A 22801-nucleotide genomic window follows, 5' to 3' on the forward strand; every position below is an offset into this window, starting at 1 on the left:
TTTACTTTGCTTGTGCGATCACTGGGGTAGGTACTAACTGCTTATCTCGGCTGATCCAGATAGCCAGAAAAATGGCAGGTAAGCCGAGCAGCGTAGCGACAACGAAAAAAGTGGCGTAACCCTGAGCGGTAACGACCAGCCCACCAAAGCCACTCAGAAACTTGCCTGGTAGCGTCATCAGTGATGAAAACAGTGCGTATTGAGTGGCGGTATAGGCCCGCGAAGTTAAGCTGGAAAGAAATGCAATAAAAACCGCGCTGGCTAAGCCGTTGGCAAGGTTGTCGCCAATAATGGTTACCACCAACATAGGGAGTTGATTACCTATTAGCGCCAATGCCGCAAACAGCAGGTTGGTTACCATGACAAAACCTGCGCCAATGATCAGCAGCGGCCCTATGCCGTAGCGAGCGACTAGCAAGCCGCCAAGAATCCCCCCCGTAATACTCATGGCAATACCAAAAATATTGGTCACGTTGGCAATGGTCGCTAGCGAAAAGCCTAAATCGATATATAGCGGATTTGCCATGGAAGCCATGGCAAGGTCGCTGATTCTAAACACCGCGATAAATACTAAAATGCCCAGCGCCTTTGCCCCATAGCGGCGGAAGAAATCAGTAAAAGGGCACACAATGGCACCAATCACCCAAGCCCCTAAACGCCTTAAAGCCTTGGGCTGACCACGGCTGGCGCGAATGAAGGCGCGCACTTTAGGTTCGTGAATGAGCTGAACCGTGAGCGATGCACGCTTTGGTTCAGGGCGAACCAGTACGGTGAGCACGCCAATGCCTACTAGCGCAGCCATGCTTAGATAAGCTGCGTTCCAGGAAATCGCTGAGGCCACATACAGCGCACCTGCCCCCGCCGCTAATAGCCCCCCGCGGTAGCCGATGATATAAGTAGAAGCCATCGCTGCTTGTACGTCATCATCCGCGGATTCGATGCGGTAGGCGTCAATGGCGATATCCTGGGTGGCCGAGCCAAAGGCTACCAGCAGCGCAAAAGTGGCTACCCAGCCCAGGTTGCCCACGGGGCTTACTCCCGCCAAACCGATTAATCCTGCCGCAATCATCCCCTGGGCAAGCAGCATCCAGCCACGTCGTTGTCCAAACGTTCTGGTGAGTACGGGAAGTGCCAGTCGGTCAACAATAGGCGCCCAAAAAAACTTGATCGAGTAGAGCATGCCAATCCAGGCGAAGAAGCCGATGGCGGCAACTTCTACGCCGTCACTGCGTAGCCACGCGGAAAGGGTAGAGAACACCAGCAAAAAGGGCAGGCCTGCAGAAAAGCCTAGAAACAACATGGTGATGACAGGTGCACGACAGTAAATACCTAGCGCATCCCGCCAGCTGCGCTGGGGAATTGGGGTGGGCATATTGATTAACACTCCTGGAAAGAAAACGTCTGCATCGAGGCCCGCTAAAAACCGGTCAGTGATAGACTAGGCCTGGATATCCATGACAAAACCGATAGCTTACCGGAGAGGAGTTTTCCATGTCGATTACAGCCCATCAGGTCGTCACTTTACACTATGTGTTAAGCGATGTGCTTAGCGATGGCAGTACCCGCGTGCTAGATGACTCCAGCGCGCGTGATAAGCCCTTGGAGTACCTCCATGGGCACGATAACATTTTGCCCGGTTTAGAAAGTGCTTTGGAAGATAAAACTGCTGGAGATGAGCTGCGCGTCACCCTTGCACCTGCTGATGCCTACGGCATTCGCAATGAAGACTTGGTGCAGGAGGTTAGTCGTGCTTCGTTTGGCAGCGCGGAGCTAGAGCCTGGTAGCCGTTTCCAAACAGAAGGTGAAGCGGGTCCGCAAATTGTCACGGTGCTAAGCATCGATGGTGACATGGTAACGGTTGATACTAACCACCCGCTGGCAGGCCACACGCTGCGTTACCAGGTAAACGTGTTAGATGTACGTGATGCGACTCGTGCGGAGTTGGCCAAAGGTCACCCACTGCCACCCGGAACTGAGCACAGTAAAGTAGAAGATCGAAAAGTGCTTTAGTTGTAATTTTCGTTTCCCGTGTCTTTAAATCTTTAACGCGCTCATTATTGGCAGTTTTTTTAACGCTGAAAGTACCTTTCAGCGTTAAAAACTGACCCGCATCAAGTTTCTGATATGCCGTTTTTATCCCCTTTAAAAAGCTTGACCCAGGTCAGCTTACTGCTGATGTTAACGCACTAGGATGGTGCCATACATCACGGCGGGAGGGGACACCATGTACTGGGATGATACTGTTATTTTTGGTTTAGTGACTATCGCGTTAATGATTGTTTTTATGATTGGTTGGGTAGGTTTCGTTGTGCGCGACCATCTTCGTAAGGATGATCGCAAAAATCACTAATGCCTCGTGTTGTACCATCGTCAGGGGAGGGGGCTAGCTTTTAATAGCGAGCCTCCTGTTGCCGGCCCGTTTGGGCCGGCTTTTTTATTAAGCGAACAGCCCTTCGAAGACGAACAACAAATAGCTATACGTAATTTTCCGAGTGCTTACCAAGCTGCTGATAAAGCGCATTATCGAGTAAAAAGTGCCGGGCGAGATGGCTGTCAGTTGGCAGGTTACCTTAACCGCATAACGTCCTCATAAAGGGGGGCCAACCGTCCTAATAAATCATTACGTGCTGACAGTGATACGCCCTCATGTCGCATGGCAATATCCAAATACGCGACAACGCGGTTAAAATGTGCGTCGGTAATCCCCATCGTTTGGTGAGCGCGGTCCATGGGTGGGCCATCGTAGCGACAGGGACCGTCGCTGATATCACAAAGTTGAGTAGCGAATGACTCTGCGAATAAGTCTATGTTGGTATTGGCGAAGTAACCAACCACCTCTTCATCCTCGGCAATGCGGTAAAGCAGGTTTTCAACAATTGCCTCTATTGCTGGCTGGCCACCAATGCGCTCATAAAGCGAAAGCGTAGCGCCAGAGTTATGCTGAGCGCAGCCCTGCATTAATAGCGTACTTAATAGTAAAAAGGTAAATATAATACGCCGAGAAGCGATGCTTAATAAACTCATGTCAATTCCTGTTGGGTAAAAAAGAGCCTATTAAAAAGCGGCTTGCAGGGATACATAACCACCCTGCTGAGAGGGTAGGCCGGCGATATCACCCAGATCCAACCATGCGCCCGTTAGCGATACATGTTTATTAAAAAAGTAGGCGCTGTAGAGACTTTGCCAGTCATCTTCCCGGGCCACGCTGAGGTTGTCAGGTTTTTGACGATATTCGGTGCCAACTATCCAATTTGGTGTGATAAAAACACCCAGGCTACCTTCAGCCATCCACGCACGCCCCCCTTGGTCACCACCAAATCCCAATAGCCCCCCTTGGTTAGCTGATGTGTTGCGAAGCGTGCCATTGACCAACACGTTTCGGCCTAGAAAAGCGTTAAACAATAGTTTGCTAGCGCTTAAAAAGGCATCAGTGCCTCGCGTGTCGTCAGCACCTAATGCGGTTGGAACCGAGCCGTCTTTTAATCGTTTGTGCATCATACCCGCGCTCCAAATACCCCAGGGGTGGTAAAGCACGCTGCCAAATAAACGCACTTTGGCGGCATAGATAGTTTGCTCCAGCTCGCCACCTAATGTGGTGAGCTCAAACGTTTGACGGGCCATTGAAAGCTCTAGCCTGTCGTGGACGTTGATGCTGGCGCTAGCGACGCTTAGCTGATAGTCATCTACCCACGCTTGTGTTGCAGAGGCCGTCGCTCCCAGTTCGTTATCGCTGGCAGTGCTTGACAGCACGGCCCACGGTGAAAGTCCGCCACCAGCGGCGCCTTCAATGGCGCTAACAGCACCGGTGCCCAAAATGCGACTTCCTGCACTACTGGGAAGCGCTATTAGCAGAGCGCTGGCTGTTGCAGCCATCAATAAAAGGCGCCGGTAGAGTGGGGAAGGTTGATGCATAGCTATACTCTGTGCGTTGATTAGTGTGTTGCCTGTGACGGCAGCAGTGGGTAGGGAGTGTCATCTAGCCATCCAAGGACGGCTTCGGCGGGCATTGGTTTGGCGATCCAATAGCCTTGCAGATAATCACACTGTAGCTTGCACAGTAACTCTGCCGTGGCACTGTTCTCGACCCCTTCTGCAACAATTTTTAGGCCCAGGTTATGTGCCATCTCAATAGTTGAACGCACAATGGTAAGGTCTTCCCCTTGTGTATCGAGTTTAAGAACAAAGGATTTGTCGATTTTTAATTCATCAACGGGCAGCCGTTTAAGTTGTGCCAGGGATGAATAGCCAGTGCCGTAATCGTCGATAGCGATCTTTAAGCCCTGCTGGCTGAGGGCTAGAAGTGTTTCGGTGGCAGCATCTACGTCTTGCATAACAGTGCTTTCGGTAACTTCTAGGGCAAGCTGGTCGGGAGTTAAATTAAAATGGTTTACTAGTTCTTTAATACGCTTAGGCAGCGTTAGGTCTGTTAAGTCACTTGCTGACAGATTAATCGCTACTGATAGATGGCTGTCAGCGCATTTCCAATGGTGGAGCTGTTCGCACACATGCGCTAGCATCCAGCTCGATAGTAAGCTGATGTTGCCAGAGCGCTCAGCGAGGCCAATAAATTCATCGGGGGGGACAAGCCCCAGTGTAGGGTGTCGCCAGCGCATCAGTGCTTCGAATTGACATACCTTTCCGCTGTGGGTGTCCACTTTGGGCTGGTAGGCCATCCATAGCTCACTGTTGGTCACCGCGTCTCTAAGATCGCGAATCAGCATTAATTGTCGTAAGTGCTGCTCTTCCTGGCCTTCCATGTAGCTCTCATGGCTGAGTTGTTGGCCACGGGCTTTATCGAGTGCTATGTCCGAGCGCCGGAGCAGCAGTTGCGGCGTGGTGCCATGGGCTGGATAGTTGACTTCACCCGCGGATATCGACGGTACAATAGGCGACTTATCCAGATGAATAGGCTGATTAAGTCTATTCATCAGTTCAGTACGTGTGGATGGGTCGCAGTAGGGCCTTTCAATGAGCAGCATTAATTCATCGCCATCTAAACGATAGGCATTGCTCACCGGAGCTGGAAGCTGTTGCATTCGTTGGGCTAGCGTAACGAGGAGATAGTCGCCCAATTCATAGCCGAAGGTGTCTTTGATGTCGCGAAAATCATTGACGGCGAAACGCAGCAGCGAAAATGGTTTCCCTTTTTGAATATACTTAAAAATGTCTTCTAGTGCGCTTATTCGATTAGGTAAATCTGTCAGCATGTCATGGCGCGACTGGTGGTGAAGCGTAGCTTCACGCTTAGCAATATCGTCCTGCATTGAAAGTAGTGTTGTCGCAAGCAAGTCCGTCTCAGCGACTGACGCGCCTGCAGGAATACGATCAATGTGTTCGCCCTCGCCAATGCGTTTGGCTGCTAGCGCAAGAGCGGTCAGCGGTCTGCTAATGCTTCGCGCGCTCCACATGGCGACTGCTAGTGTGAGTAATAACATGAGTGCGACAATGCCAATCAGCTGCCACTGGAGGTGACGGTAAGCACCCAGAAGTTCGGTCCGGGATAGCTGAAGAAAAGCAAATGATTGATACTCTGGACTTTCAAGCAGCTCAGATGCATAAGATAAAAAATTATTATTGTCAGACATTTGACTGTGAGTCGTATAAGCCCCACCCATTAATCTATCGCCATGGCCGCTCATTAAGCGTTTGGCCAGTTGCTCTTCATGGGAGCTCGCTAGATAACTGATATCGCTGTTGGCATCGTAGGTAACAATGCTGATATCCAGCCCAGTCAGTGCGTTAATTTCCTGGACCACTTCTTGGTCAATTAAGAAACCCATTCCGACCCAGCCAATTAAGTTGGGGGCACGAATAGGCATCAACACGAATTCGTAGGGTTCACCGCTGCCAATTACCACACCGACACCACTACCACTTTGCTGGGCGCGCCTAAATAGTGCTGGAAAAGGCATTTCGCTATTTTGTTCATGGTGGCTGCTGGCAAGCACATTCCCTGCTAAATCACTGAGCATCACCATATCCGCTTGAGCACGATCACCGTGATTAGCGAGTACCGAATAAAGGGTAGCAGTATCTTTTGTTGCTACGGCACTTTTGAAACCAAAGTCGTCGGCCAATATCGCCACATTACTGTGCAGCTGTTCGCCGCGTCTATGAAGCAATTGCTGGAGTACTCGCGCGCCGACTTCCAGGCGCTGGCTGCCTTTCATTAGTGCATCATTTTGTGTCGCGTGTAAAAACGCCGCTCCCGTCGCAATCTGTGAAACGATGACCACCGTCAGTAGCACTAACATTAGGCGCGTGCGAAAACGCATAGTTACCCCTGAATGTGAAGGCGCTTATCTTAGTGCCAGACATCAATGTTTGTTGGTGGCGTCATGAAAGCGCTGCTGCAGCGGTGAGATTGAGCTAGGCTGCGGCGGAATTGCATTAAGTTCTAAACTAACCGTCATGTTATCTGCATTGCTGATATCGCCTTCCCACCATACCTCTTGGCTATCATGCATGCGGCTATGCCACACCCTCATCTTGTGGCGACCTTCGGGCAATGTTGGCAGCGTTAATGTGCCACGGACATCAGTCAGCGCAGCGTAGGGTGCATCGCTGACCACGATGAATGCCTGCATGCTGTCATGAATATTGCAACCGAGCACCACGACACCAGCTTGATCGAAATGGATAGGCGGTGGCGTTTCGCTTAAATACAGCTCTAAGTCAAAGACTTTAGCCGGTGAAAAAGAAAAAACATGGTGACGGGTGGTGTCTTCATTGGGAAACGCTACATGACTATCGGTAGAAATAGCGAGAACTTGAGGATGAAAGACAGCATTTCGCTGAACAATGTGTTTGGTTTGCACAGTTGTGACTGGCGACGATTCAAAATAAACCTCAACGACAGCGTTCTCTAATAACGCGCCTGCTTCGTCGGTCACGCGGATTTCAGCAGATTCAGCGTTCAGGCTGAGGAGCATTAATAAGCTGCCCAGTGCCCAAGTGGCAGGGTTTCTGCGACAACTTTTTAACGACGTTTGCATAGGGCAGTGCCTTGATAAGAGAAAAGTGCGTGAATAGTGGTTCTTTTAGGTAAAAAAGTCATATCAATATGCCAACGGTAAACTCACATTTGTTAATAAAGTAAACAACGGGATATCTACCCGTTATTGGGGCAGTTAGTCAACGTTATTGGGGAAGTTAGTCAACTTGGGGTGAGTTCAACCTGTCGAGGATTAGCGCCAGTCATCCCGCCATGCTTTAAGCACTCGTTCTGGATACCACGTTTCCCCAAGGCTTCCATTGTAACGAGCCAATGCGCGGGTGAAGTCGCCGCGTTCGACGGCAAGATAGTGGGCTAAAATAGTACAGCCATAACGCAAATTGCGGTTTGGGTCGCTAAGGTTGTCCATTGGCAGGCCAAGCTCTTCAACCCAAAAGGGCATAATTTGCATTAATCCGACGGCGCCAGCTGATGAGATCGCATCAGCCTTAAACGCGCTCTCAACTTGAATCAGTGACAGCACGAGATCGGGGGGTAGTCCGGCTAAGCGAGCTTCCTGATAGAGTCGCGTCAATAGCGCGTGGCGCGCAGCGGGTTCACGGATAAACCGTGAAAGCGGCGCATCCATTCGGCTACGCCACTGTTGGAACTGCCGTTGGTAATAAGGCGTGGGTTGATGGGCAGCGTCTAGCGTTTGGCGCAATGGTGCAGATTCCGCACTGGCAATAGGCAAGGCAGCAATTATTAAGCTGCCTGCCAAAACCCACCCCCTGACTCGGCGGAAGCGCCACGCCAAGGCGCCTAGCGGCATAAAAGGTTGCCTTAGTTGTTGTTGTTGTCGTTATTGCTGCTCATTCCTGCTTTTTCGCGAAGGAAGTCGATGATTTGATCAGCAGGGATCATGGTCGCTTCACTGTCCCGGCGGCCTTTGTATTCCAGCTCGCCGTTATCCAATCCGCGATCACCAATCACTAAGCGGTGGGGCACACCCATCAGTTCCAGATCAGCAAATTTGACGCCGGGACGAGTGTCGCGGTCATCAAGCAGGACATCTAATCCTGCTGCGGTTAGCGCTTGATAGAGGCGTTCGGACTCTTCGCGCACGCGCTGAGATTTATGGGCATTCATGGGCACTAGCGCTACTTGGAACGGTGCGATGGCGTTTGGCCAAATAATGCCAGCATCATCGTGGTTTTGTTCAATAGCGGCTGCAACCACCCGGGTAACGCCGATACCATAGCAGCCCATCCACGGATGGCTGGTTTTGCCGTTGTCACCCAATACCGTCGCATTCATTGCTTCGGAGTACTTTTGCCCAAGCTGGAAGACGTGGCCCACTTCAATGCCGCGCTTGATAGAAAGCGTGCCCTTACCGTCTGGCGAGGGGTCACCCTCTACAACGTTGCGAAGATCAGCGACGTGGGGCAGGGCAGCGTCACGCTCCCAGTTTATGCCGAAGTAGTGCTTGCCATCGACGTTTGCGCCAGCACCAAAGTCACTCATAAGGGCCACGCTGCGATCAATAATAATTGGCATTTCTAAGCCGATCGGTCCAAGTGAACCTGGGCCAGCGCCTACCGCTGCACGAATTTCTTCTTCACTCGCCATGGTAAGTGGCGTGGCTACCTGAGGCAGGTTTTCGGCTTTGACTTCGTTAAGCTCGTGGTCACCGCGAATTAGAAGGGCAATCAAGCCATCCTCGGCGGCATGCACCATCAGCGTCTTGATAGATTTCTCGATAGGCAGACCATGCTGCTCTACCAAGGCGGCAATCGTTTTAGCATTCGGCGTATCGACCAGCTGCATTTCTTCACTGGGGGCGGCGCGCTCGGTATCGCTGCCTAGCGGTGATGGTAAAGCCTCAGCTTTTTCCATATTAGCGGCATAATCGGAGGCGTTGGAGAACACGATATCGTCTTCGCCTGAGTCGGCTAATACATGGAATTCGTGAGAGCCAGTGCCACCAATCGAGCCGTTGTCAGCGATCACGGGACGGAAATCGAGACCCAGACGGGTGAAGATGCGCGAATAGGCATCGTACATCGTCTGATAAGTCTCTTTTAATGATGCTTCGTTCAGGTGAAAAGAGTAAGCATCTTTCATAATAAATTCGCGAGAGCGCATCACCCCAAAACGCGGGCGAATTTCATCACGGAACTTGGTTTGGATTTGATAGAAGTTAATCGGTAGCTGTTTGTAGCTGGCAATTTCCTTACGCACCAAATCGGTAATCACTTCTTCATGGGTCGGGCCTACGCAGTAATCACGCTCATGGCGATCTTTCAGGCGCAGCAGCTCTGGTCCGTACTGCTCCCAACGGCCTGACTCTTGCCATAGATCGGCAGGCTGCACAGCGGGCATCAATACTTCTTGAGCCCCGGCACGGTTCATTTCTTCACGGACAATGGCTTCAACTTTGCGCAGCGTGCGCAAGCCAAGAGGCAGCCACGTATAGAGGCCCGAGGTAAGACGACGGATCATACCGGCGCGCAGCATTAACTGGTGGCTGATAACCTCAGCGTCGGCCGGAGTTTCTTTTAATGTCGCAATCAATAATTGGCTGGCGCGCATGGGCGTGAGCATTCCTTGTTGGTAGGGGTGATGCTTAATCGTTTAGTAACGTGGCGCTTAAATTAGCGTTTAATGCGGCATTGTACGGCTAAGCGGGTTGGGCGGCAAAATCCTACGTCAATAGCTTGGCGTGTGCTGGTAATCAAATGTGTTAAGCTAGGTACGTTTTGTGGTTCGATAGCAATGTTCAAACAACAGCATCTCTTCAGCTATCGGTAGGTTAGAACTTTGAGGAAACCTTCATGCAGCAAGTAGTTCGCCGTTGGTTAACGGGGGCCATTGCGGGTGTCTCCATTATAACGCTAAGTGGTTGTGGAACGCTTTTTCACCCTGAACGTAAGGGGCAAGTAAGCGGTAATGTTGACCCAGTCGTGGCTATCGCCAACGGCGTTGGACTCCTGTTTTTTATTGTACCGGGCGTTATTGCTTATGCCGTGGATTTCTCTAATGGCACTATCTACTTACCAAGTGTGAGTAGTGCGTCGGTAGATGTTCACCACTTAGACGACGCAATGGACGTAGCTTCACTTGAGAAGCTGTTGTCAGATAAAGCAGGACAACCGGTTAGTTTAGAAAACGAGTTGCTGATGATGGAAGAAGTGGCCAGCTTGGACGAGGCGTTGGCGTTGGTTCGAATGTCTGGCGTATTGGATGAAGAACGTCTCGCCACGATGTGATCATTCGTTGCCAAATGCTGCTTATGGCACTTTAGCGCGTAGCCAGCCGAACTCTTCAGCCCACATGCTGGGTTCAATGGTTTCCAAAATCATCGGTATGCGAAAAATGCGGCTGCCCTGCGTGATCGTTTAGAACGCGTCTAGACCAATATTGCCTTTGCCTTTGCCTTTGCCTGTGGCGTGTTCAAAACCTAATGCAAGAAGATGAACAAAGTAAGCGTGAATCTAACCGTGTTGGCGCCGATTATTCAAATAGCGTTGAAATGCTTCAGGCTCATCGGTAATCGCGCTGGCTATTCCCCAGCTCCAACGGCTTTCAAAAGCGCTTGGGTCATTGGCGGTGTAGCATAGAATTTCATAACCATCACGGCGCATGGCAGCCGCCTGAGTGTGTTTCAAACGTGGCCAGTGAGAGTGAATGCTGAAGGCTTCGACGGCTTCACATTGATCACGCCAAGTAGGCGGTGTGCTGTCAAAAAGCACACCCAGCGCGAGCGCTTCTTTTGGTGCAATAAGCCTGCATTTAGCCAATGCGCGAGCATCAAATGAGGACACAATCAGCCGTTCGGGGGGAAGCGTCGACAACACGATTGGCAATACGGTTTCAACCAAGGCGATAGGGTCGCGGCCTTTATTGACCTTAATCTCTAAATTCACTCCCATACCCAGTTCGTTCAATAGCGCTAGCATGGCCTCGAGGCTGGCCATTTTTTCACCTGAAAACGCATCGCCAAACCAACTGCCAACATCAAGCTGTTGCGCGTGTTGCCACGTTAGGTTGGCAAGTTCTCCACGCCTGTCAGAACAGCGGCTAGTATCACCATCGTGCCAAATAACAGGCGTGCCATCGCCTAATAGCTGAACATCCAACTCCACCCAGGTAGTACCTGCTTGATGAGCGGCACGCACCGCCGTTAAGGTGTTTTCAGGTGCGACAGCTGAATACCCGCGATGGGCGATAAGCGTAGGCAAACAGATTGCTGGGTGTGTCATAGTCTGTCCGTTTTGAAGTAACTGATAGCCGTTGTTATCGACAACGATGGTTATAACAACGATGGTTATAACAACAATGGTTATCGACATTTTCGGCTAGTTTAGCATGAGTGCATGACAGCAATGTGTCCTATGTGGCTGGCCCATCGCTTGATTTAAGGCGCGCAACGCGGTTGGATAGCCCGCTGATATGTGTCTAATAATTAACAATAGGAGTTTACCCAGATGTCTAAACGCATTCAGTTTTCGAAAGCGGGTGGTTCAGAGGTATTGGAGTGGGTGGATGCAGAGCCTAAGGCACCCGGCAAAGGTGACGTGTGCATTGCTAATAAAGCGGTAGGTCTGAATTTTATTGATATCTATTTTCGTACAGGGCTTTACCCCGCACCATCCATGCCTTCTGGCTTAGGTACTGAAGGGGCCGGGGTTGTTGAAGCCGTTGGTGAAGGCGTTACTCATTTAAAAGAGGGTGACCGGGTAGCCTATGCACAAGGCCCACTGGGTGCCTATGCCGAGCTGCATACAGTGCCGGCGTCCAAGGTAATTAAGCTGCCGGACTTTATTGATTTTGAAACCGCTGCGGCTAGTATGCTGAAAGGCTTAACCGTGCAGTATTTGCTGCGTCAAACCTATGCGTTAAAAGGCGGCGAGACGATTCTATTTCATGCCGCTGCGGGTGGTGTTGGCTCGATTGCCTGCCAGTGGGCTAACGCGTTGGGCGTTAAGCTAATTGGTACGGTGAGCTCAAAAGAGAAAGCAGACTTGGCAATGGCCAATGGTGCATGGGCAACGATTAACTATAGCGAAGAGAATGTGGTAGAGCGGGTGCGAGAACTAACCCATGGCGAAATGTGCGATGTAGTTTACGATTCAGTAGGAAAAGATACCTGGGAAATGTCGTTAGACTGCCTAAAGCCTCGTGCGCTAATGGTCAGTTTTGGTAATGCGTCTGGCCCAGTTGACGGGGTGAATATTGGTATTTTGAATCAGAAAGGCGCGCTCTTTGTCACCCGCCCGAGTTTGAACGGATACGCTGATACCCGTGAACGTCTTGAAATGATGTGCGATGACTTTTTCGGCATGATCGAAAGCGGAAAACTTCGTATCGACATTGCAAATCGCTATCCGCTTCAAGAGGCAGGAAAGGCTCAAGACGCTCTGCAAAGCCGTAAAACCACAGGTTCGACCATTCTTCTGCCTTAGCCCTATTTTAGGCTCTATTATTAGCCCTATTATTAGGCCTACTACTTGTGGAGCGAAAGCAATGAACACGAGGTTACCTGAACTTGTCGATGCCACCCTGGCCCTTGATAACCGTGTGGCAACGCTGACCTTAAATCGTCACGATGTGCGCAACGCACTAACGGGTACCGCACTGGTTGATGATATTGTTGCGACAGCCGAGTGGGTGAATGCCGCAAGTGATGTATCGGTATTAGTGATTACTGGCGCAGGCTCTGCTTTCTGTGCCGGGGGTAACGTTAAAGACATGGCCGAGCGTGGTGGCGATTTTGCGGGCGATGTGGCGGAAGTGGCCGAGCGCTACCGGCGAGGCATTCAGCGCATGCCGTTGGCGCTGAGCCAAGTCGAGGTGCCGATTATTGCCGCTGTGAATGGGGCCGCTATTGGGGCAGGATTCGATTTAGCCAATATGGCAGATATTCGCGTTGCTTCCAGCAACGCCACCTTTGGTGAAACCTTTCTCAACCTGGGGATTATTCCAGGCGATGGTGGCGTTTGGTTTATGCAGCGCCAAATAGGCTATCAACGTGCCTTTGAGCTGACACTTTCAGGTCGGATCATTAACGCCGAAGAAGCATTAACCTACGGTGTGGTACTGGAAGTAGTGGCGCCGGATGCATTAATGACTGCTGCCATGAGTCATGCTACTCGTATCGCTGCCCAGCCGCCGAAAGCGACCCGCTTAACGAAGCGGTTGATGAAAATGGCGCCTGATATGGAGCTAAAAGCATTTTTAGATGTTTGCGCTGTGTTTCAAGGAATGTGCCATAACGAGCCGGAGCACCTAGAGGCGGTAGAACGATTACTCGCACGAATGAAAAAATAGTTCTTTAATCAATAGTTGCTGTATAGATGCCTGGCCTCGCCAGGCATTTTGCCATTAGGCATTTGTTTTGTGGTCTTCTCTCTAAGTGCTATGCGGTCGTATAGCCATCATCTAGTGTATTGCTAATTAATTGGCGCATCGGCAGAGCGTATCAAACCCAAGGAGATGGACATCGTATGACAATAGAAAGCATCGGGCTTGCGCCCAGTACGTTAGTTTTTATTGTTTTGGGTTTAACGCTTGCCGCTTTTATGTGGGGGCGATTTCGCTATGACTTGGTCGCGCTTGCGGCGTTGCTTGGCTCTGTAATGCTAGGGCTAGTGCCCACTGATGACGCTTTTAAAGGCTTCGGGCATCCTGCGGTAATTACGGTGGCTGCCGTGTTGGTGATTAGCCGAGGGTTTGAGCGCTCTGGTGTTGTCGATATCATCGCCAACCAAGTGCTGAAAGTGGGTGAACGGCTGCTGTTGCAGTTACTGGTGCTAGTCGGCACGGTCGTCGTGCTTTCTGGAGTGATGAATAATGTTGGGGCGCTTGCACTGCTCTTGCCGGTGGCGATGCGCCTTGCCCGTGAACATAATACGTCGCCATCGCTGCTGTTGATGCCACTTGCTTTCGGTTCGTTGTTGGGCGGCTTAACCACGCTGATTGGCACACCGCCCAACATTATTATTTCCACTTACCGGGGCAATATCACCGGTGAAAACTTCGGCATGTTCAGCTTTACCCCCGTGGGAGTTGTCGTTGCGCTAGTGGGTCTACTGTTTATAGTGCTAGTGGGCTGGCGATTGACGCCTAAGCGCAGCGGGCAGGCATCGACCGATGAAATGTTTGATACGGCTAATTACTTGGTTGAATTAAAGGTATCAGAAGAATCAAAGGCAAATGGTCTGACGCTCCAGCAGCTTCATGATGAGTTAGAGGAGACCATTCCCGTGCTTGCGGTAGTTCGGAAAGATACTCGGCAAACGGGTTACTCATTTCATGGAGTGCTTCAGCAGGGGGATATTTTGTTGTTAGAAGCAGGGCCGGATGAGCTTAAACTGCTGGAAGACAAAGTAGGGTTAAGCGCCATTGCGGAACCAGAAGAAGATGATGATATAAACACTGATGAGGCTGAAAGTGAAAGTAGGGCCTCACAACAGGCGGCTGAACGCCAGCCTGTCGATACTGAGGGCTTGCAGTTAATTGAAGCGGTGGTGCGTAACGACTCAATGATGATCAATCGAAGCGTTCGACAGCTGCGTTTAAATCAGCAGTTCGGCTTGCATTTAGTCGCGGTGGCACGTGATGGAGGGCGTTTAAAGCAGCGTCTACGGGACATACGTTTTCAAACGGGTGATGTACTGCTGTTACAAGGTAGTGAAAACGAAATTGCCGATGGCTTAGCGACTCTTGGGTGTTTGCCGCTGGCCAATCGTGAGCTTCACTTAGGGCAGCCGCGAAAATTGGCAATGTCGCTCGGTATTTTCGCCCTGGCTATTCTAGCGATGCTGTTTGACCTGCTTCCTGCCGCGGTAGCCATGAGTACGGCGGCGTTGATATCACTGCTGATCGGAGTGCTTCCGCTTAGAGAGGGTTATCAAGCAATTGATGGACCCGTTATTGTCCTTCTAGCCGCCATGCTGCCAGTGGGGGAAGCGCTTGAAACGAGCGGTGGTGCTGAAATTATTGCGGACGCGCTGCTTCGATTTGGCGTTGAGTGGCCCATTATTGTTTCATTAGCAGGCCTATTTATTCTTTCCATGCTGCTCTCCAACGTGGTCAATAATGCCGCTGCTGCATTGTTGATGGCGCCCATTGCCGCCAGTCTGGCCAGCGGTTTTGATGTGTCACTCGATCCTTTTTTAATGGTGGTGGCTGTCAGTGCTTCATGTGCTTTTCTAACGCCGATAGGCCACCAGTCGAATACGTTAGTGTTAGGCCCAGGTGGTTATCAGTTTGGTGATTATTGGAAGCTTGGTCTGCCGCTTTCGTTAGTGGTGATGATCGTCGCTATTCCTGCCATTTTATGGGCCTGGCCACTCTGATTGAGAAGATACTTGGCGAAATATGCGCAGATAGTCCAATGTTCGTAGTATTGAATTTCGAAAATTTTGCTACGCTTTAGCACTTAATCACCAATAAATAACGAACAGGCCGGGCTTATGAACCAGCAGTTTCGCCAAGATGCCATCGTCGAACTGGTACGCCAGCAAGGCTATATGAGCATTGAGCAACTGACCGATCACTTTGCAGTGACGCCACAAACCATTCGCCGTGATCTAAATACGTTAGCAAACGAAGGGCGGGTTCGTCGTGTCCATGGCGGTGCAGGAATAGAGTCGAGTACGGTTAATACCGCTTACAGCACGCGTAAAACGCTGCATTTAGAAGAGAAAGAGCGAATTGCCCACAGCTTGGCGCAGCAAATTCCTCATCACGCCTCGCTTTTTATTAATATCGGTACCAGTAACGAGATGATCGCCCAGGCATTGCTTGAACATCAGGGCTTAGAAATCATTACCAATAATTTGAACGTGGCGGCCATCCTGCAGCACAAAGAAGATTTCACGGTGATTATTGCAGGCGGGCAAGTTCGCTCTCGCGATGGCGGTATTATCGGTGAAGCTACTATCGATTTTATTAATCAATTTAAAGTGGACTACGGGATCATCGGGATTAGTGGTATTGATGAGGATGGCTCGCTACTTGAATTTGATTATCAGGAAGTTCGCGTTGCCCAAGCGATCATTGCTAATTCGCGACGAGTTTATTTAGCCGCTGATTATTCTAAATTTCATCGCAATCCGGTGGTGCGCCAAGGCAATATTTCCCAGCTCGACGCACTGTTTACTGATAGAAAGCCTCCCGAAGCGATTCAGCAACTGTTATCTCAGCATGGTGTAGCGTTGCATATCGCCTAGGTAGGGGGCTCAGCTTTTGACAGTGCATGGTTACCGATGGCAAAAGAAAAAAGGAGGCTAGTTTCGTACTTGAGCATTTCGGGCGGCTGGAGTAGCCTTGGATGATAATAAAGCGAAACAAAAAATACAAAATCGAAAGAACCTACAACAAAGTGAACGTAATATGTCCTCCTTTATTCTCGCCATCGATCAAGGTACGACCAGCTCCCGCGCCATTTTATTTGACCGTCAAGGCCAAATAGAGGCGGTTGCCCAACAGGAATTCCCTCAACACTTCCCACAAGATGGGTGGATCGAGCATGATCCCGAAAATATCTGGGAGACTGTTCTTGCCACCTGTCGCGAGGTATTAGAAAAGTCAAATATTTCACCCGAGCAAATTGATGGAATTGGCATTACTAATCAGCGTGAAACCACCGTGGTGTGGGATAGAGAGACAGGTAAGCCTCTCTATAATGCTATTGTTTGGCAAGACCGACGTACCTCTGAGCTTTGTGAAACGCTTCGCGACCAAGGCCACACAGAGACAGTGCAAGTTAAGACAGGCCTGTTGATTGATCCCTATTTTTCGGCCACCAAACTCGCATGGATACTCGACAATGTAGAAGGTGCCCGCAAGCGAGCGCAGCGCGGTGAGTTGCTTTTCGGTACTATCGATACCTTTTTGATTTGGCGATTAACCGATGGTAAGCAGCATGTCACTGATGCCACTAACGCATCTCGGACAGCCATTTTCAACATTCATAATCAAACATGGGATGATGAGCTGCTAGCGTTGTTTAATGTTCCTGCCAATATGCTGCCGGAAGTAAAAGATTCCAGCGATGATTTTGGCACCACTGAAGCGCACTGGTTAGGGGCGTCTATTCCCATTGCGGGTGTAGCAGGGGATCAGCAGGCCGCGTTGGTTGGACAAGCTTGTTTCCAGCCGGGAATGGGCAAAAGCACGTATGGCACTGGCTGCTTTATGATCGTCAACATCGGTGATACGCCGTCGGTGTCACGAAACCGCCTGCTAACGACGATTGGTTACCGGATTAATGGAAAGCCTACCTATGCAATGGAAGGCAGTATTTTCGTTGCTGGCGCGACGGTGCAGTGGCTACGCGATGGATTAAATCTGTTTGCAGATGCGTCGGAAACAGAGGCGCTTGCCAAAGAAACCCGAAGCGGACACAGTGTTTACTTGGTGCCAGCCTTTACCGGTTTGGGCGCTCCTCATTGGGATCCTAAAGCGCGTGGGGCAATTTTCGGTCTTACTCGGGATACCGGTATTGCTGAAATCGTTGCAGCGGGACTCCAGGCGGTGTGTTATCAAACCCGCGACCTGCAGCACTGCATGAACGACGATATGGAAGCTACTCCCGGTAACCTCCGTGTCGATGGTGGCATGGTGAAGAACAACTGGTTGATGCAGTTTTTGGCCGATATGCTAGATGTTCAGGTGGATAGACCCACGATTCTTGAGACGACGGCCCTTGGCGCTGCTTATTTAGCGGGTTTGCGCTTAGGTTGGTACGACACACTTGAAGAGATTGAGCAGCTTTGGCGCTGCGAAAAAAGCTTTACTCCTGCTATGGAGGAATCAACTCGGGATGCGTTATATCAAGGTTGGCTAGACGCTGTGAATCGCGTGCGTTCCAATTAAACAGCGTAATTTTATTTATTGTTCTTAACAACGTAGTTCTTAACAACGTAGTTCTTAACAACGTAGTTCTTAACAAACGAGCCGCTATCGATGATAGCGGCTCGTTTGTGTGGCAGCTGATGTGTCAGTGGGTATGCTGTGGTTCTTCTGGTGCAGCGTAAGGCTGTGACGTGTCGCGATTTTCTGCAAAGTAGGTGGCAAATCGCTCTTCTGCTTGGTCTCCGAACAGCACACGGCAGGCTTCTTTTAGCCCTTTAGAGCGGCGCAGTTGTTCATGGTGAACAACCAGCGATACTTTGGCTCTGCGGCGAAGGAAATCTTCCAGCTGTGTAATCATTTCGTGATCTCTAGCATGCTCTAGCTCACAGCGAATATACTCGGTGCCTTCAATGAGAATATCGGCTTCGGCAGGATCTTGGCGGATTTTCTCTAGCATCTGCATGGCCTGTTCTGCATAGCGACGCCACAGCCGTGAAGAGAGTGGCTCTGTAGACGTCGGTGCGGTCATCGCATCCAGGTTCATTCGCTTTGCTTGGTCCATGAATTGCTGTTTAACGGGCTCTGGTGGTTCGCCATACCAGCGATAATTAATATCGCTGAGGTTAACGCCTAATCGAACCACTTCTTCTGCAATTTCATCGCCTACATTTAAGCAGTCAGTCAATTTGCCGCCAAAAATACTAATGTGAGCGCTATCTGCGTTTGTATCAATCACGTGTTTACGCGAAAGCTGAAGAAAATCCCGATCGTTACCTTTATCTGTTTTGATGGCTAGCGGGCGAACACCGCAGCGCGTTGAAATAATATCGCCTTGAGTTAGCGGCTTTTCTAACGTTAATCGCTTATTGATATTTTCTAATACAAAATCAATATCTTCGGCAGTGACATCTACCTCTGGGTGTTCCATATGGGTATCAGTCGTGCCGATACAGGTGCGATTTCCCATGGGGATGACAAAAAATAGACGCCCATCGTCGGCAAAAAACGCGATTACCCGCTTAGTTTCCGTTAATTGTGGAACTATCAGGTGGATGCCTTTTGAATAAAGATGTTGATGGGTGGTTTTCTCGCCGGTAAGTTCATTGTGTTGGTCTACCCAAGGGCCGGCAGCATTAATCAATACTTTTGACCGAATAGTAAACGTGTTGCCATCCATGACATTGCGTACTTTTGTTACCCAGTGCTCACCTTCGCGTTCGGCACCAAGAGACTCAACATAATTGGCAGCAATCGCACCATAATTAAGCGAATGACGAACAAAATTAAACACGAATCGGGCATCGTTATCGTGTAAGTAGGCATCAGAGTATTCAAAGCCACCTACGGAGCCTTCGACATCAATAATAGGCTCTTCCTGCTTGATGTTCTTAGGGGAGAGTAGTCGAGGTAACTTAGTAAACCCATTCCCCATGAGCCAATAGAGCCAAGTGCCCGCCCATAAATATTTCGGTGAATGGCGGAAACCTTTGCTGATAGTGGTTAGGAAGCGAATTTCCTGAACCGTAGAAGGGTAATTTTTAATCAAGTGATTACGGCTTTTACATAGCTTACGTACTAATGCGAAATCCTTGCTTTCCATATACTTAATGCCTCCCCAAACTAAGTTGGAGGAGTGCATACTGGTACTTCCCGCAAAATCACCGCGGTCTATTAAGGCGACTTTAGCTCCCTTGCCTGCAAGCGCGGCTGCGGTTGCTGCACCGTTAATGCCGCCACCGATGATTAGTGCATCAAAGTCGTCAGTGTGCAATTTCTCGATATTCCGGTTACGCAGTTTCATAGCGGTTCCAATTAACAAAGAAAAAGCCCCGTGTTTAGGTAGCGGTCTCAACATGACAACAAAGCAATAAGCCTATGTAGACCGGCAAGCGAGCGGTTGTTTGCTTGCCGCTGATGAAACCTAGTTTTTTTTGCGCCTGAAAAGGGCGGGCTTTTGCCCGCCCTAACAAGGTTAGCGGGTACCCGCTTCCATCCAGGCTTCCATCATCACATCGTAAGGAACGGTGTTGCCTTGCGGCATTTCATCGTCAAGCTTCTGCTTAGGAGAGCCTTCTTGGTCCAGCCAGTACTGTGGGTCGCGCTCTTCGTTCAGCATCGGGGCATAGCTGTCGAAGACGTTTGCGCGAGCTAGGCGGTGCATGGTGTTGTCCATATCGGCCGCTAGCTTATCCAAGCCTTCTTGGGGAGTGACATCGCCACTCATTACCGGCGCTAGGTTCTGCCACCATAGCGGTGCCATGCGCGGGTAATCGGGTACGTTTGTGCCCGTAGGTGTCCAGTTGGATTCGTTGGGGCTGCGGTAGAACTCAACCAAACCACCAAGCTTGGGTGCCATTTCGGTCATCTGCTCAGAGAAAATGTCAGATTCACGAATTGGCGTAAGGCCAGCCATTAGCTTTTCAAGAGAGGCTGTTTTGGACACTGTGAACTGGGCAAATAACCAAGCAGCGGTACGGCGATCCTCGGGGGTAGAGTCAAAGAACGTCCAAGCACCCACATCTTGGTAGCCTACTTTCATGCCTTCTTCCCAGTACGGGCCGGTGGGGGAAGGAGCCATGCGCCACAGTGGATTGCCTTCATCATCGGTAACTGCCACAGCGGGATCGGTCATATCAGCGGTGAAGGCGGTATACCAGAAAATTTGCTGAGCAATATGGCCTTGGGCAGGAACGGGGCCCGCTTCACCGAAGGTCATGCCTTGTGCCTCAGGCGGTGCAAAGTCACGTAGCCAATCAACGGCTTTTTGCATGGCAAAGACAGACGCGGGCGAGTTGGTAGCACCGCCACGGCTGACGCTGGCGCCTACTGGCTGGCTATCTTCGTTAACGCGAATACCCCAGTCATCCACTGGATTACCCGATGGGACACCTGGGCTACCCATGCCCGCCATTGAGAGCCAGGAGTCATGGAAGCGCCAGCCTAGCGACGGATCACGGCGACCGTAGTCCATGTGGCCGTATACGGTAGTACCGTCGATTTCACCAACATGGTCGGTAAAGAACTCGGCAATATCTTGGTAAGCTGTCCAGTTCGTAGGAACCCCAAGGTCATAGCCATAAATTTCCCGGAATTGATCTTGCAGGTCTTCACGCTGGAACCAGTCATAGCGGAACCAGTAAAGGTTCGCGAATTGCTGTGTAGGTAGCTGGAATAAACTGCCATCTGGGCCAGTGCCGTACTGCAAACCAATAAAGTCGTCTAAATCTAATGTCGGCAGAGTATAGTCAGCCCATTCGTTTTCCATTGCCTCGGTGAGGTTAATGGTGGTGCCGTAACGGATGTGGGTGCCGATAGCATCAGTGTCGTTAACAAAGCCGTCGTAAATGCTATTACCCGATTGCATCTGGTTTTGCATCGTGTCGACGACGTCGCCTTCACCAATAATGTTGTGGGTGATATTGATGCCGGTTAGTTCACTGAATGCTTCTGCCAACACTTCGCTTTCATAGACATGAGTAGTCAAGCCTTCTGCGACGGTTTGAATATCCATACCGCGGAAGGGTTCGGCTGCTTTTGCAAACCAAAGAAGTTCTTCGATTTGCTCTTCACGGCTTAAAGTCGAGTTTTGGAAGTGTTCGTCGACCAAGCGTTCTGCGATTGCCCGCGCACCGTGATCGTCGGCCATCAGTGTCCCTGATGCGAGCATGAGACTGGCGGCGAGGGTAGTAAGTTTGAACTTGTTATAGCGCATGTTGACCTCGTTTTGTTGTGATCTTCCCTGATAGCGTGAGCGTCCTTGATACTGCCGTACTTATCGCTAGGGCCAGCTCCAGAGCTTGTCTCCAGGGCTGAAGTGGCTTAACCCCAACGCATTAACACCAGCAGCCATACCGCTGATAGTGCTAGTGCAATCCAAATGGAAAGTGACGTGAATCCAATGATGCCCAGGTGAATAAAGGCGGCTGACAGCAAGCTGATAAATAGCCGGTCACCTCGGGTGGTCGAAATGGGTAAAAAGCCTTTTCTTTCAATGCTTGGTGAACGCAGCTCCCAGATCGTCATGCCCGTTAGCATGGCCGCAATGGAAGAAAAGAAAATAGCCGTCGGTAACGTCCATACCATCCAGGACATAAGGTTTTCTCCTACTCAGGTGCGGCCCAGGGCAAAGCCCTTGGCGATATGGTTGCGTACGAAGTAAACCACCAGAATGCCAGGAACAATGGTCAACATACCGGCGGCGGCCAGGGTGCCCCAGTCGATACCTGATGCTGTCGAAGTTCTGGTCATGATCATGCCGATCGGCTGAGCGTCTGTAGACGTCAACGTGCGTGCCAGCAGCAGTTCAACCCAGGAGAACATGAAAAGGAAGAACAGCACGACGCCAATGCCAGAACTGATCATGGGGATGAAAATCTTGACGAAGAACTTGGGAAAGCTGTAGCCGTCGATATAGGCGGTCTCGTCGATTTCCTTAGGCACGCTGCTCATAAAGCCTTCTAGAATCCAGATGGCCAGCGGAATATTGAACAGGCAGTGCGCTAGGGCCACCGCGATGTGTGTGTCAAATAGTCCGACAGAGTAATACAGCTGAAAGTAAGGCAGCAGAAAGACCGCTGGCGGTGCCATCAGGTTAGTTAGCAGCCAGAAGAACAGGTGTTTGTCACCGATGAACTTGTAACGGCTGAAGGCATAGGCGGCAGGCAGTGCCACTAGCATGGTGATGATCATGTTCATCACCACATACATGACAGAGTTGACGTACCCCATGTACCAGCTTGGGTTAGTGAAGATGCCTATATAGTTGTCAAAGGTCAGGTTTTGCGGCCACAGGGTCATTGATCCGAGGATCTCGCTGTTAGTTTGCAGCGACATATTGAGCAGCCAATAAAGAGGTAGCATCAGCAGCACAATATAGCTGCCAAGCAGAAGCTGCTTTCTTAGCCGAGAGCGAGAGTGACGCTTGCGCCGCTCAGCGGCTGGCACTTTACTGAAAATAGTGTTGTATTTTTCACCCTGCTGGGTGTTTTCAAGTTGGTAAGTCAT

20 protein-coding genes are annotated in these 22801 nt (G+C 50.4%); 8 read left to right on the forward strand and 12 right to left on the reverse strand.

The annotated features are described in order from the left end of the window. Position 1: 1 nt before the first annotated feature. Positions 2-1372 carry an AmpG family muropeptide MFS transporter gene (locus tag ELY33_RS13355; protein WP_126948410.1) on the reverse strand — a complete coding sequence of 457 codons (1371 nt, stop codon included), beginning with the start codon at positions 1370-1372 and terminating at the stop codon, positions 2-4. Between the two features lie 119 nt (positions 1373-1491). Between ELY33_RS13355 and ELY33_RS13360 the strand changes: the two genes are divergently transcribed. Both ELY33_RS13360 and ccoM read left to right on the forward strand, forming a co-directional pair. Further along, a complete protein-coding gene (locus tag ELY33_RS13360; RefSeq protein WP_126948411.1) occupies positions 1492-2010 on the forward strand; it encodes an FKBP-type peptidyl-prolyl cis-trans isomerase in 519 nt (172 codons plus the stop codon). 214 nt (positions 2011-2224) lie between these two features. After that, positions 2225-2350: a cytochrome c oxidase subunit CcoM gene (ccoM, locus tag ELY33_RS18260; protein WP_279629881.1), complete on the forward strand. Its 126-nt coding sequence runs from the start codon at positions 2225-2227 to the stop codon at positions 2348-2350. A gap of 215 nt (positions 2351-2565) precedes the next feature. Here the strand turns inward: ccoM and ELY33_RS13365 are convergent, their stop codons facing one another. The 6 genes from ELY33_RS13365 to ELY33_RS13390 form a co-directional block, all read right to left on the reverse strand. Next, positions 2566-3024, reverse strand: coding sequence for a group I truncated hemoglobin (locus ELY33_RS13365; RefSeq protein ID WP_126948412.1), 459 nt, complete (start codon positions 3022-3024; stop codon positions 2566-2568). Positions 3025-3054: 30 nt separating this feature from the next. Continuing rightward, positions 3055-3912, reverse strand: a complete 858-nt coding sequence (locus ELY33_RS13370) for a DUF3034 family protein (protein ID WP_126948413.1) — start codon at positions 3910-3912, stop codon at positions 3055-3057. A gap of 20 nt (positions 3913-3932) precedes the next feature. Beyond that, positions 3933-6275, reverse strand: a complete 2343-nt coding sequence (locus ELY33_RS13375) for a bifunctional diguanylate cyclase/phosphodiesterase (protein ID WP_126948414.1) — start codon at positions 6273-6275, stop codon at positions 3933-3935. A gap of 42 nt (positions 6276-6317) precedes the next feature. Beyond that, positions 6318-6995, reverse strand: coding sequence for a cupredoxin domain-containing protein (locus ELY33_RS13380; RefSeq protein ID WP_126948415.1), 678 nt, complete (start codon positions 6993-6995; stop codon positions 6318-6320). Between the two features lie 192 nt (positions 6996-7187). Beyond that, entirely contained in the window at positions 7188-7766 is a 579-nt protein-coding gene (locus ELY33_RS13385; protein WP_126948416.1) for a lytic transglycosylase domain-containing protein, read from the reverse strand. 11 nt (positions 7767-7777) lie between these two features. Continuing rightward, entirely contained in the window at positions 7778-9526 is a 1749-nt protein-coding gene (locus ELY33_RS13390) for a proline--tRNA ligase (RefSeq protein ID WP_126948417.1), read from the reverse strand. Between the two features lie 242 nt (positions 9527-9768). Here ELY33_RS13390 and ELY33_RS13395 point away from each other — a divergent pair, with 242 nt between their 5' ends. Then, positions 9769-10203: a hypothetical protein gene (locus tag ELY33_RS13395; RefSeq protein ID WP_126948418.1), complete on the forward strand. Its 435-nt coding sequence runs from the start codon at positions 9769-9771 to the stop codon at positions 10201-10203. Positions 10204-10428: 225 nt separating this feature from the next. Here ELY33_RS13395 and ELY33_RS13405 read toward each other — a convergent pair whose 3' ends face one another. Beyond that, positions 10429-11196 carry a glycerophosphodiester phosphodiesterase family protein gene (locus tag ELY33_RS13405; protein WP_126948419.1) on the reverse strand — a complete coding sequence of 256 codons (768 nt, stop codon included), beginning with the start codon at positions 11194-11196 and terminating at the stop codon, positions 10429-10431. 225 nt (positions 11197-11421) lie between these two features. Between ELY33_RS13405 and ELY33_RS13410 the strand changes: the two genes are divergently transcribed. From ELY33_RS13410 to glpK, 5 genes are all read left to right on the forward strand, one after another. Beyond that, complete coding sequence (locus ELY33_RS13410; protein ID WP_126948420.1) at positions 11422-12399, forward strand: NADPH:quinone reductase; 978 nt, start codon at positions 11422-11424, stop codon at positions 12397-12399. 61 nt (positions 12400-12460) lie between these two features. Continuing rightward, positions 12461-13264: an enoyl-CoA hydratase-related protein gene (locus tag ELY33_RS13415; RefSeq protein WP_126948421.1), complete on the forward strand. Its 804-nt coding sequence runs from the start codon at positions 12461-12463 to the stop codon at positions 13262-13264. Positions 13265-13440: 176 nt separating this feature from the next. Beyond that, the gene (locus tag ELY33_RS13420; RefSeq protein WP_126948422.1) at positions 13441-15294 is read left to right on the forward strand and encodes an SLC13 family permease; all 1854 of its coding nucleotides are present in this window, start codon (positions 13441-13443) and stop codon (positions 15292-15294) included. Positions 15295-15411: 117 nt separating this feature from the next. Next, positions 15412-16170, forward strand: coding sequence for a DeoR/GlpR family transcriptional regulator (locus ELY33_RS13425; protein ID WP_126948423.1), 759 nt, complete (start codon positions 15412-15414; stop codon positions 16168-16170). 163 nt (positions 16171-16333) lie between these two features. Continuing rightward, complete coding sequence (gene glpK / locus ELY33_RS13430; protein ID WP_126948424.1) at positions 16334-17818, forward strand: glycerol kinase GlpK; 1485 nt, start codon at positions 16334-16336, stop codon at positions 17816-17818. Positions 17819-17942: 124 nt separating this feature from the next. On the opposite strand, the gene ELY33_RS13435 is transcribed toward glpK, so the two are convergent. The 4 genes from ELY33_RS13435 to ELY33_RS13450 all read right to left on the reverse strand — a co-directional run bounded on the left by ELY33_RS13435 (position 17943) and on the right by ELY33_RS13450 (position 22801). Next, a complete protein-coding gene (locus ELY33_RS13435) occupies positions 17943-19598 on the reverse strand; it encodes a glycerol-3-phosphate dehydrogenase/oxidase (protein WP_126948425.1) in 1656 nt (551 codons plus the stop codon). Between the two features lie 171 nt (positions 19599-19769). Further along, positions 19770-21509, reverse strand: coding sequence for an ABC transporter substrate-binding protein (locus tag ELY33_RS13440; protein WP_126948426.1), 1740 nt, complete (start codon positions 21507-21509; stop codon positions 19770-19772). Positions 21510-21616: 107 nt separating this feature from the next. Further along, positions 21617-21889, reverse strand: a complete 273-nt coding sequence (locus ELY33_RS13445; RefSeq protein WP_126948427.1) for a DUF2160 domain-containing protein — start codon at positions 21887-21889, stop codon at positions 21617-21619. Positions 21890-21904: 15 nt separating this feature from the next. Then, entirely contained in the window at positions 21905-22801 is an 897-nt protein-coding gene (locus ELY33_RS13450; RefSeq protein WP_126948428.1) for a carbohydrate ABC transporter permease, read from the reverse strand.

Origin of the sequence: Vreelandella andesensis (assembly GCF_003989795.1) — a bacterium.
Lineage (GTDB): Bacteria > Pseudomonadota > Gammaproteobacteria > Pseudomonadales > Halomonadaceae > Vreelandella > Vreelandella andesensis.

Coding starts and splice junctions, on each gene's coding strand:
- ELY33_RS13355 (WP_126948410.1), bottom strand. CDS start 1,372: ATGCCCACCCCAATTCCCCAGCGCAGCTGGCGGGATGCGCTAGGTATT.
- ELY33_RS13360 (WP_126948411.1), top strand. CDS start 1,492: ATGTCGATTACAGCCCATCAGGTCGTCACTTTACACTATGTGTTAAGC.
- ccoM (WP_279629881.1), top strand. CDS start 2,225: ATGTACTGGGATGATACTGTTATTTTTGGTTTAGTGACTATCGCGTTA.
- ELY33_RS13365 (WP_126948412.1), bottom strand. CDS start 3,024: ATGAGTTTATTAAGCATCGCTTCTCGGCGTATTATATTTACCTTTTTA.
- ELY33_RS13370 (WP_126948413.1), bottom strand. CDS start 3,912: ATGCATCAACCTTCCCCACTCTACCGGCGCCTTTTATTGATGGCTGCA.
- ELY33_RS13375 (WP_126948414.1), bottom strand. CDS start 6,275: ATGCGTTTTCGCACGCGCCTAATGTTAGTGCTACTGACGGTGGTCATC.
- ELY33_RS13380 (WP_126948415.1), bottom strand. CDS start 6,995: ATGCAAACGTCGTTAAAAAGTTGTCGCAGAAACCCTGCCACTTGGGCA.
- ELY33_RS13385 (WP_126948416.1), bottom strand. CDS start 7,766: ATGCCGCTAGGCGCCTTGGCGTGGCGCTTCCGCCGAGTCAGGGGGTGG.
- ELY33_RS13390 (WP_126948417.1), bottom strand. CDS start 9,526: ATGCGCGCCAGCCAATTATTGATTGCGACATTAAAAGAAACTCCGGCC.
- ELY33_RS13395 (WP_126948418.1), top strand. CDS start 9,769: ATGCAGCAAGTAGTTCGCCGTTGGTTAACGGGGGCCATTGCGGGTGTC.
- ELY33_RS13405 (WP_126948419.1), bottom strand. CDS start 11,196: ATGACACACCCAGCAATCTGTTTGCCTACGCTTATCGCCCATCGCGGG.
- ELY33_RS13410 (WP_126948420.1), top strand. CDS start 11,422: ATGTCTAAACGCATTCAGTTTTCGAAAGCGGGTGGTTCAGAGGTATTG.
- ELY33_RS13415 (WP_126948421.1), top strand. CDS start 12,461: ATGAACACGAGGTTACCTGAACTTGTCGATGCCACCCTGGCCCTTGAT.
- ELY33_RS13420 (WP_126948422.1), top strand. CDS start 13,441: ATGACAATAGAAAGCATCGGGCTTGCGCCCAGTACGTTAGTTTTTATT.
- ELY33_RS13425 (WP_126948423.1), top strand. CDS start 15,412: ATGAACCAGCAGTTTCGCCAAGATGCCATCGTCGAACTGGTACGCCAG.
- glpK (WP_126948424.1), top strand. CDS start 16,334: ATGTCCTCCTTTATTCTCGCCATCGATCAAGGTACGACCAGCTCCCGC.
- ELY33_RS13435 (WP_126948425.1), bottom strand. CDS start 19,598: ATGAAACTGCGTAACCGGAATATCGAGAAATTGCACACTGACGACTTT.
- ELY33_RS13440 (WP_126948426.1), bottom strand. CDS start 21,509: ATGCGCTATAACAAGTTCAAACTTACTACCCTCGCCGCCAGTCTCATG.
- ELY33_RS13445 (WP_126948427.1), bottom strand. CDS start 21,889: ATGTCCTGGATGGTATGGACGTTACCGACGGCTATTTTCTTTTCTTCC.
- ELY33_RS13450 (WP_126948428.1), bottom strand. CDS start 22,801: ATGACTTACCAACTTGAAAACACCCAGCAGGGTGAAAAATACAACACT.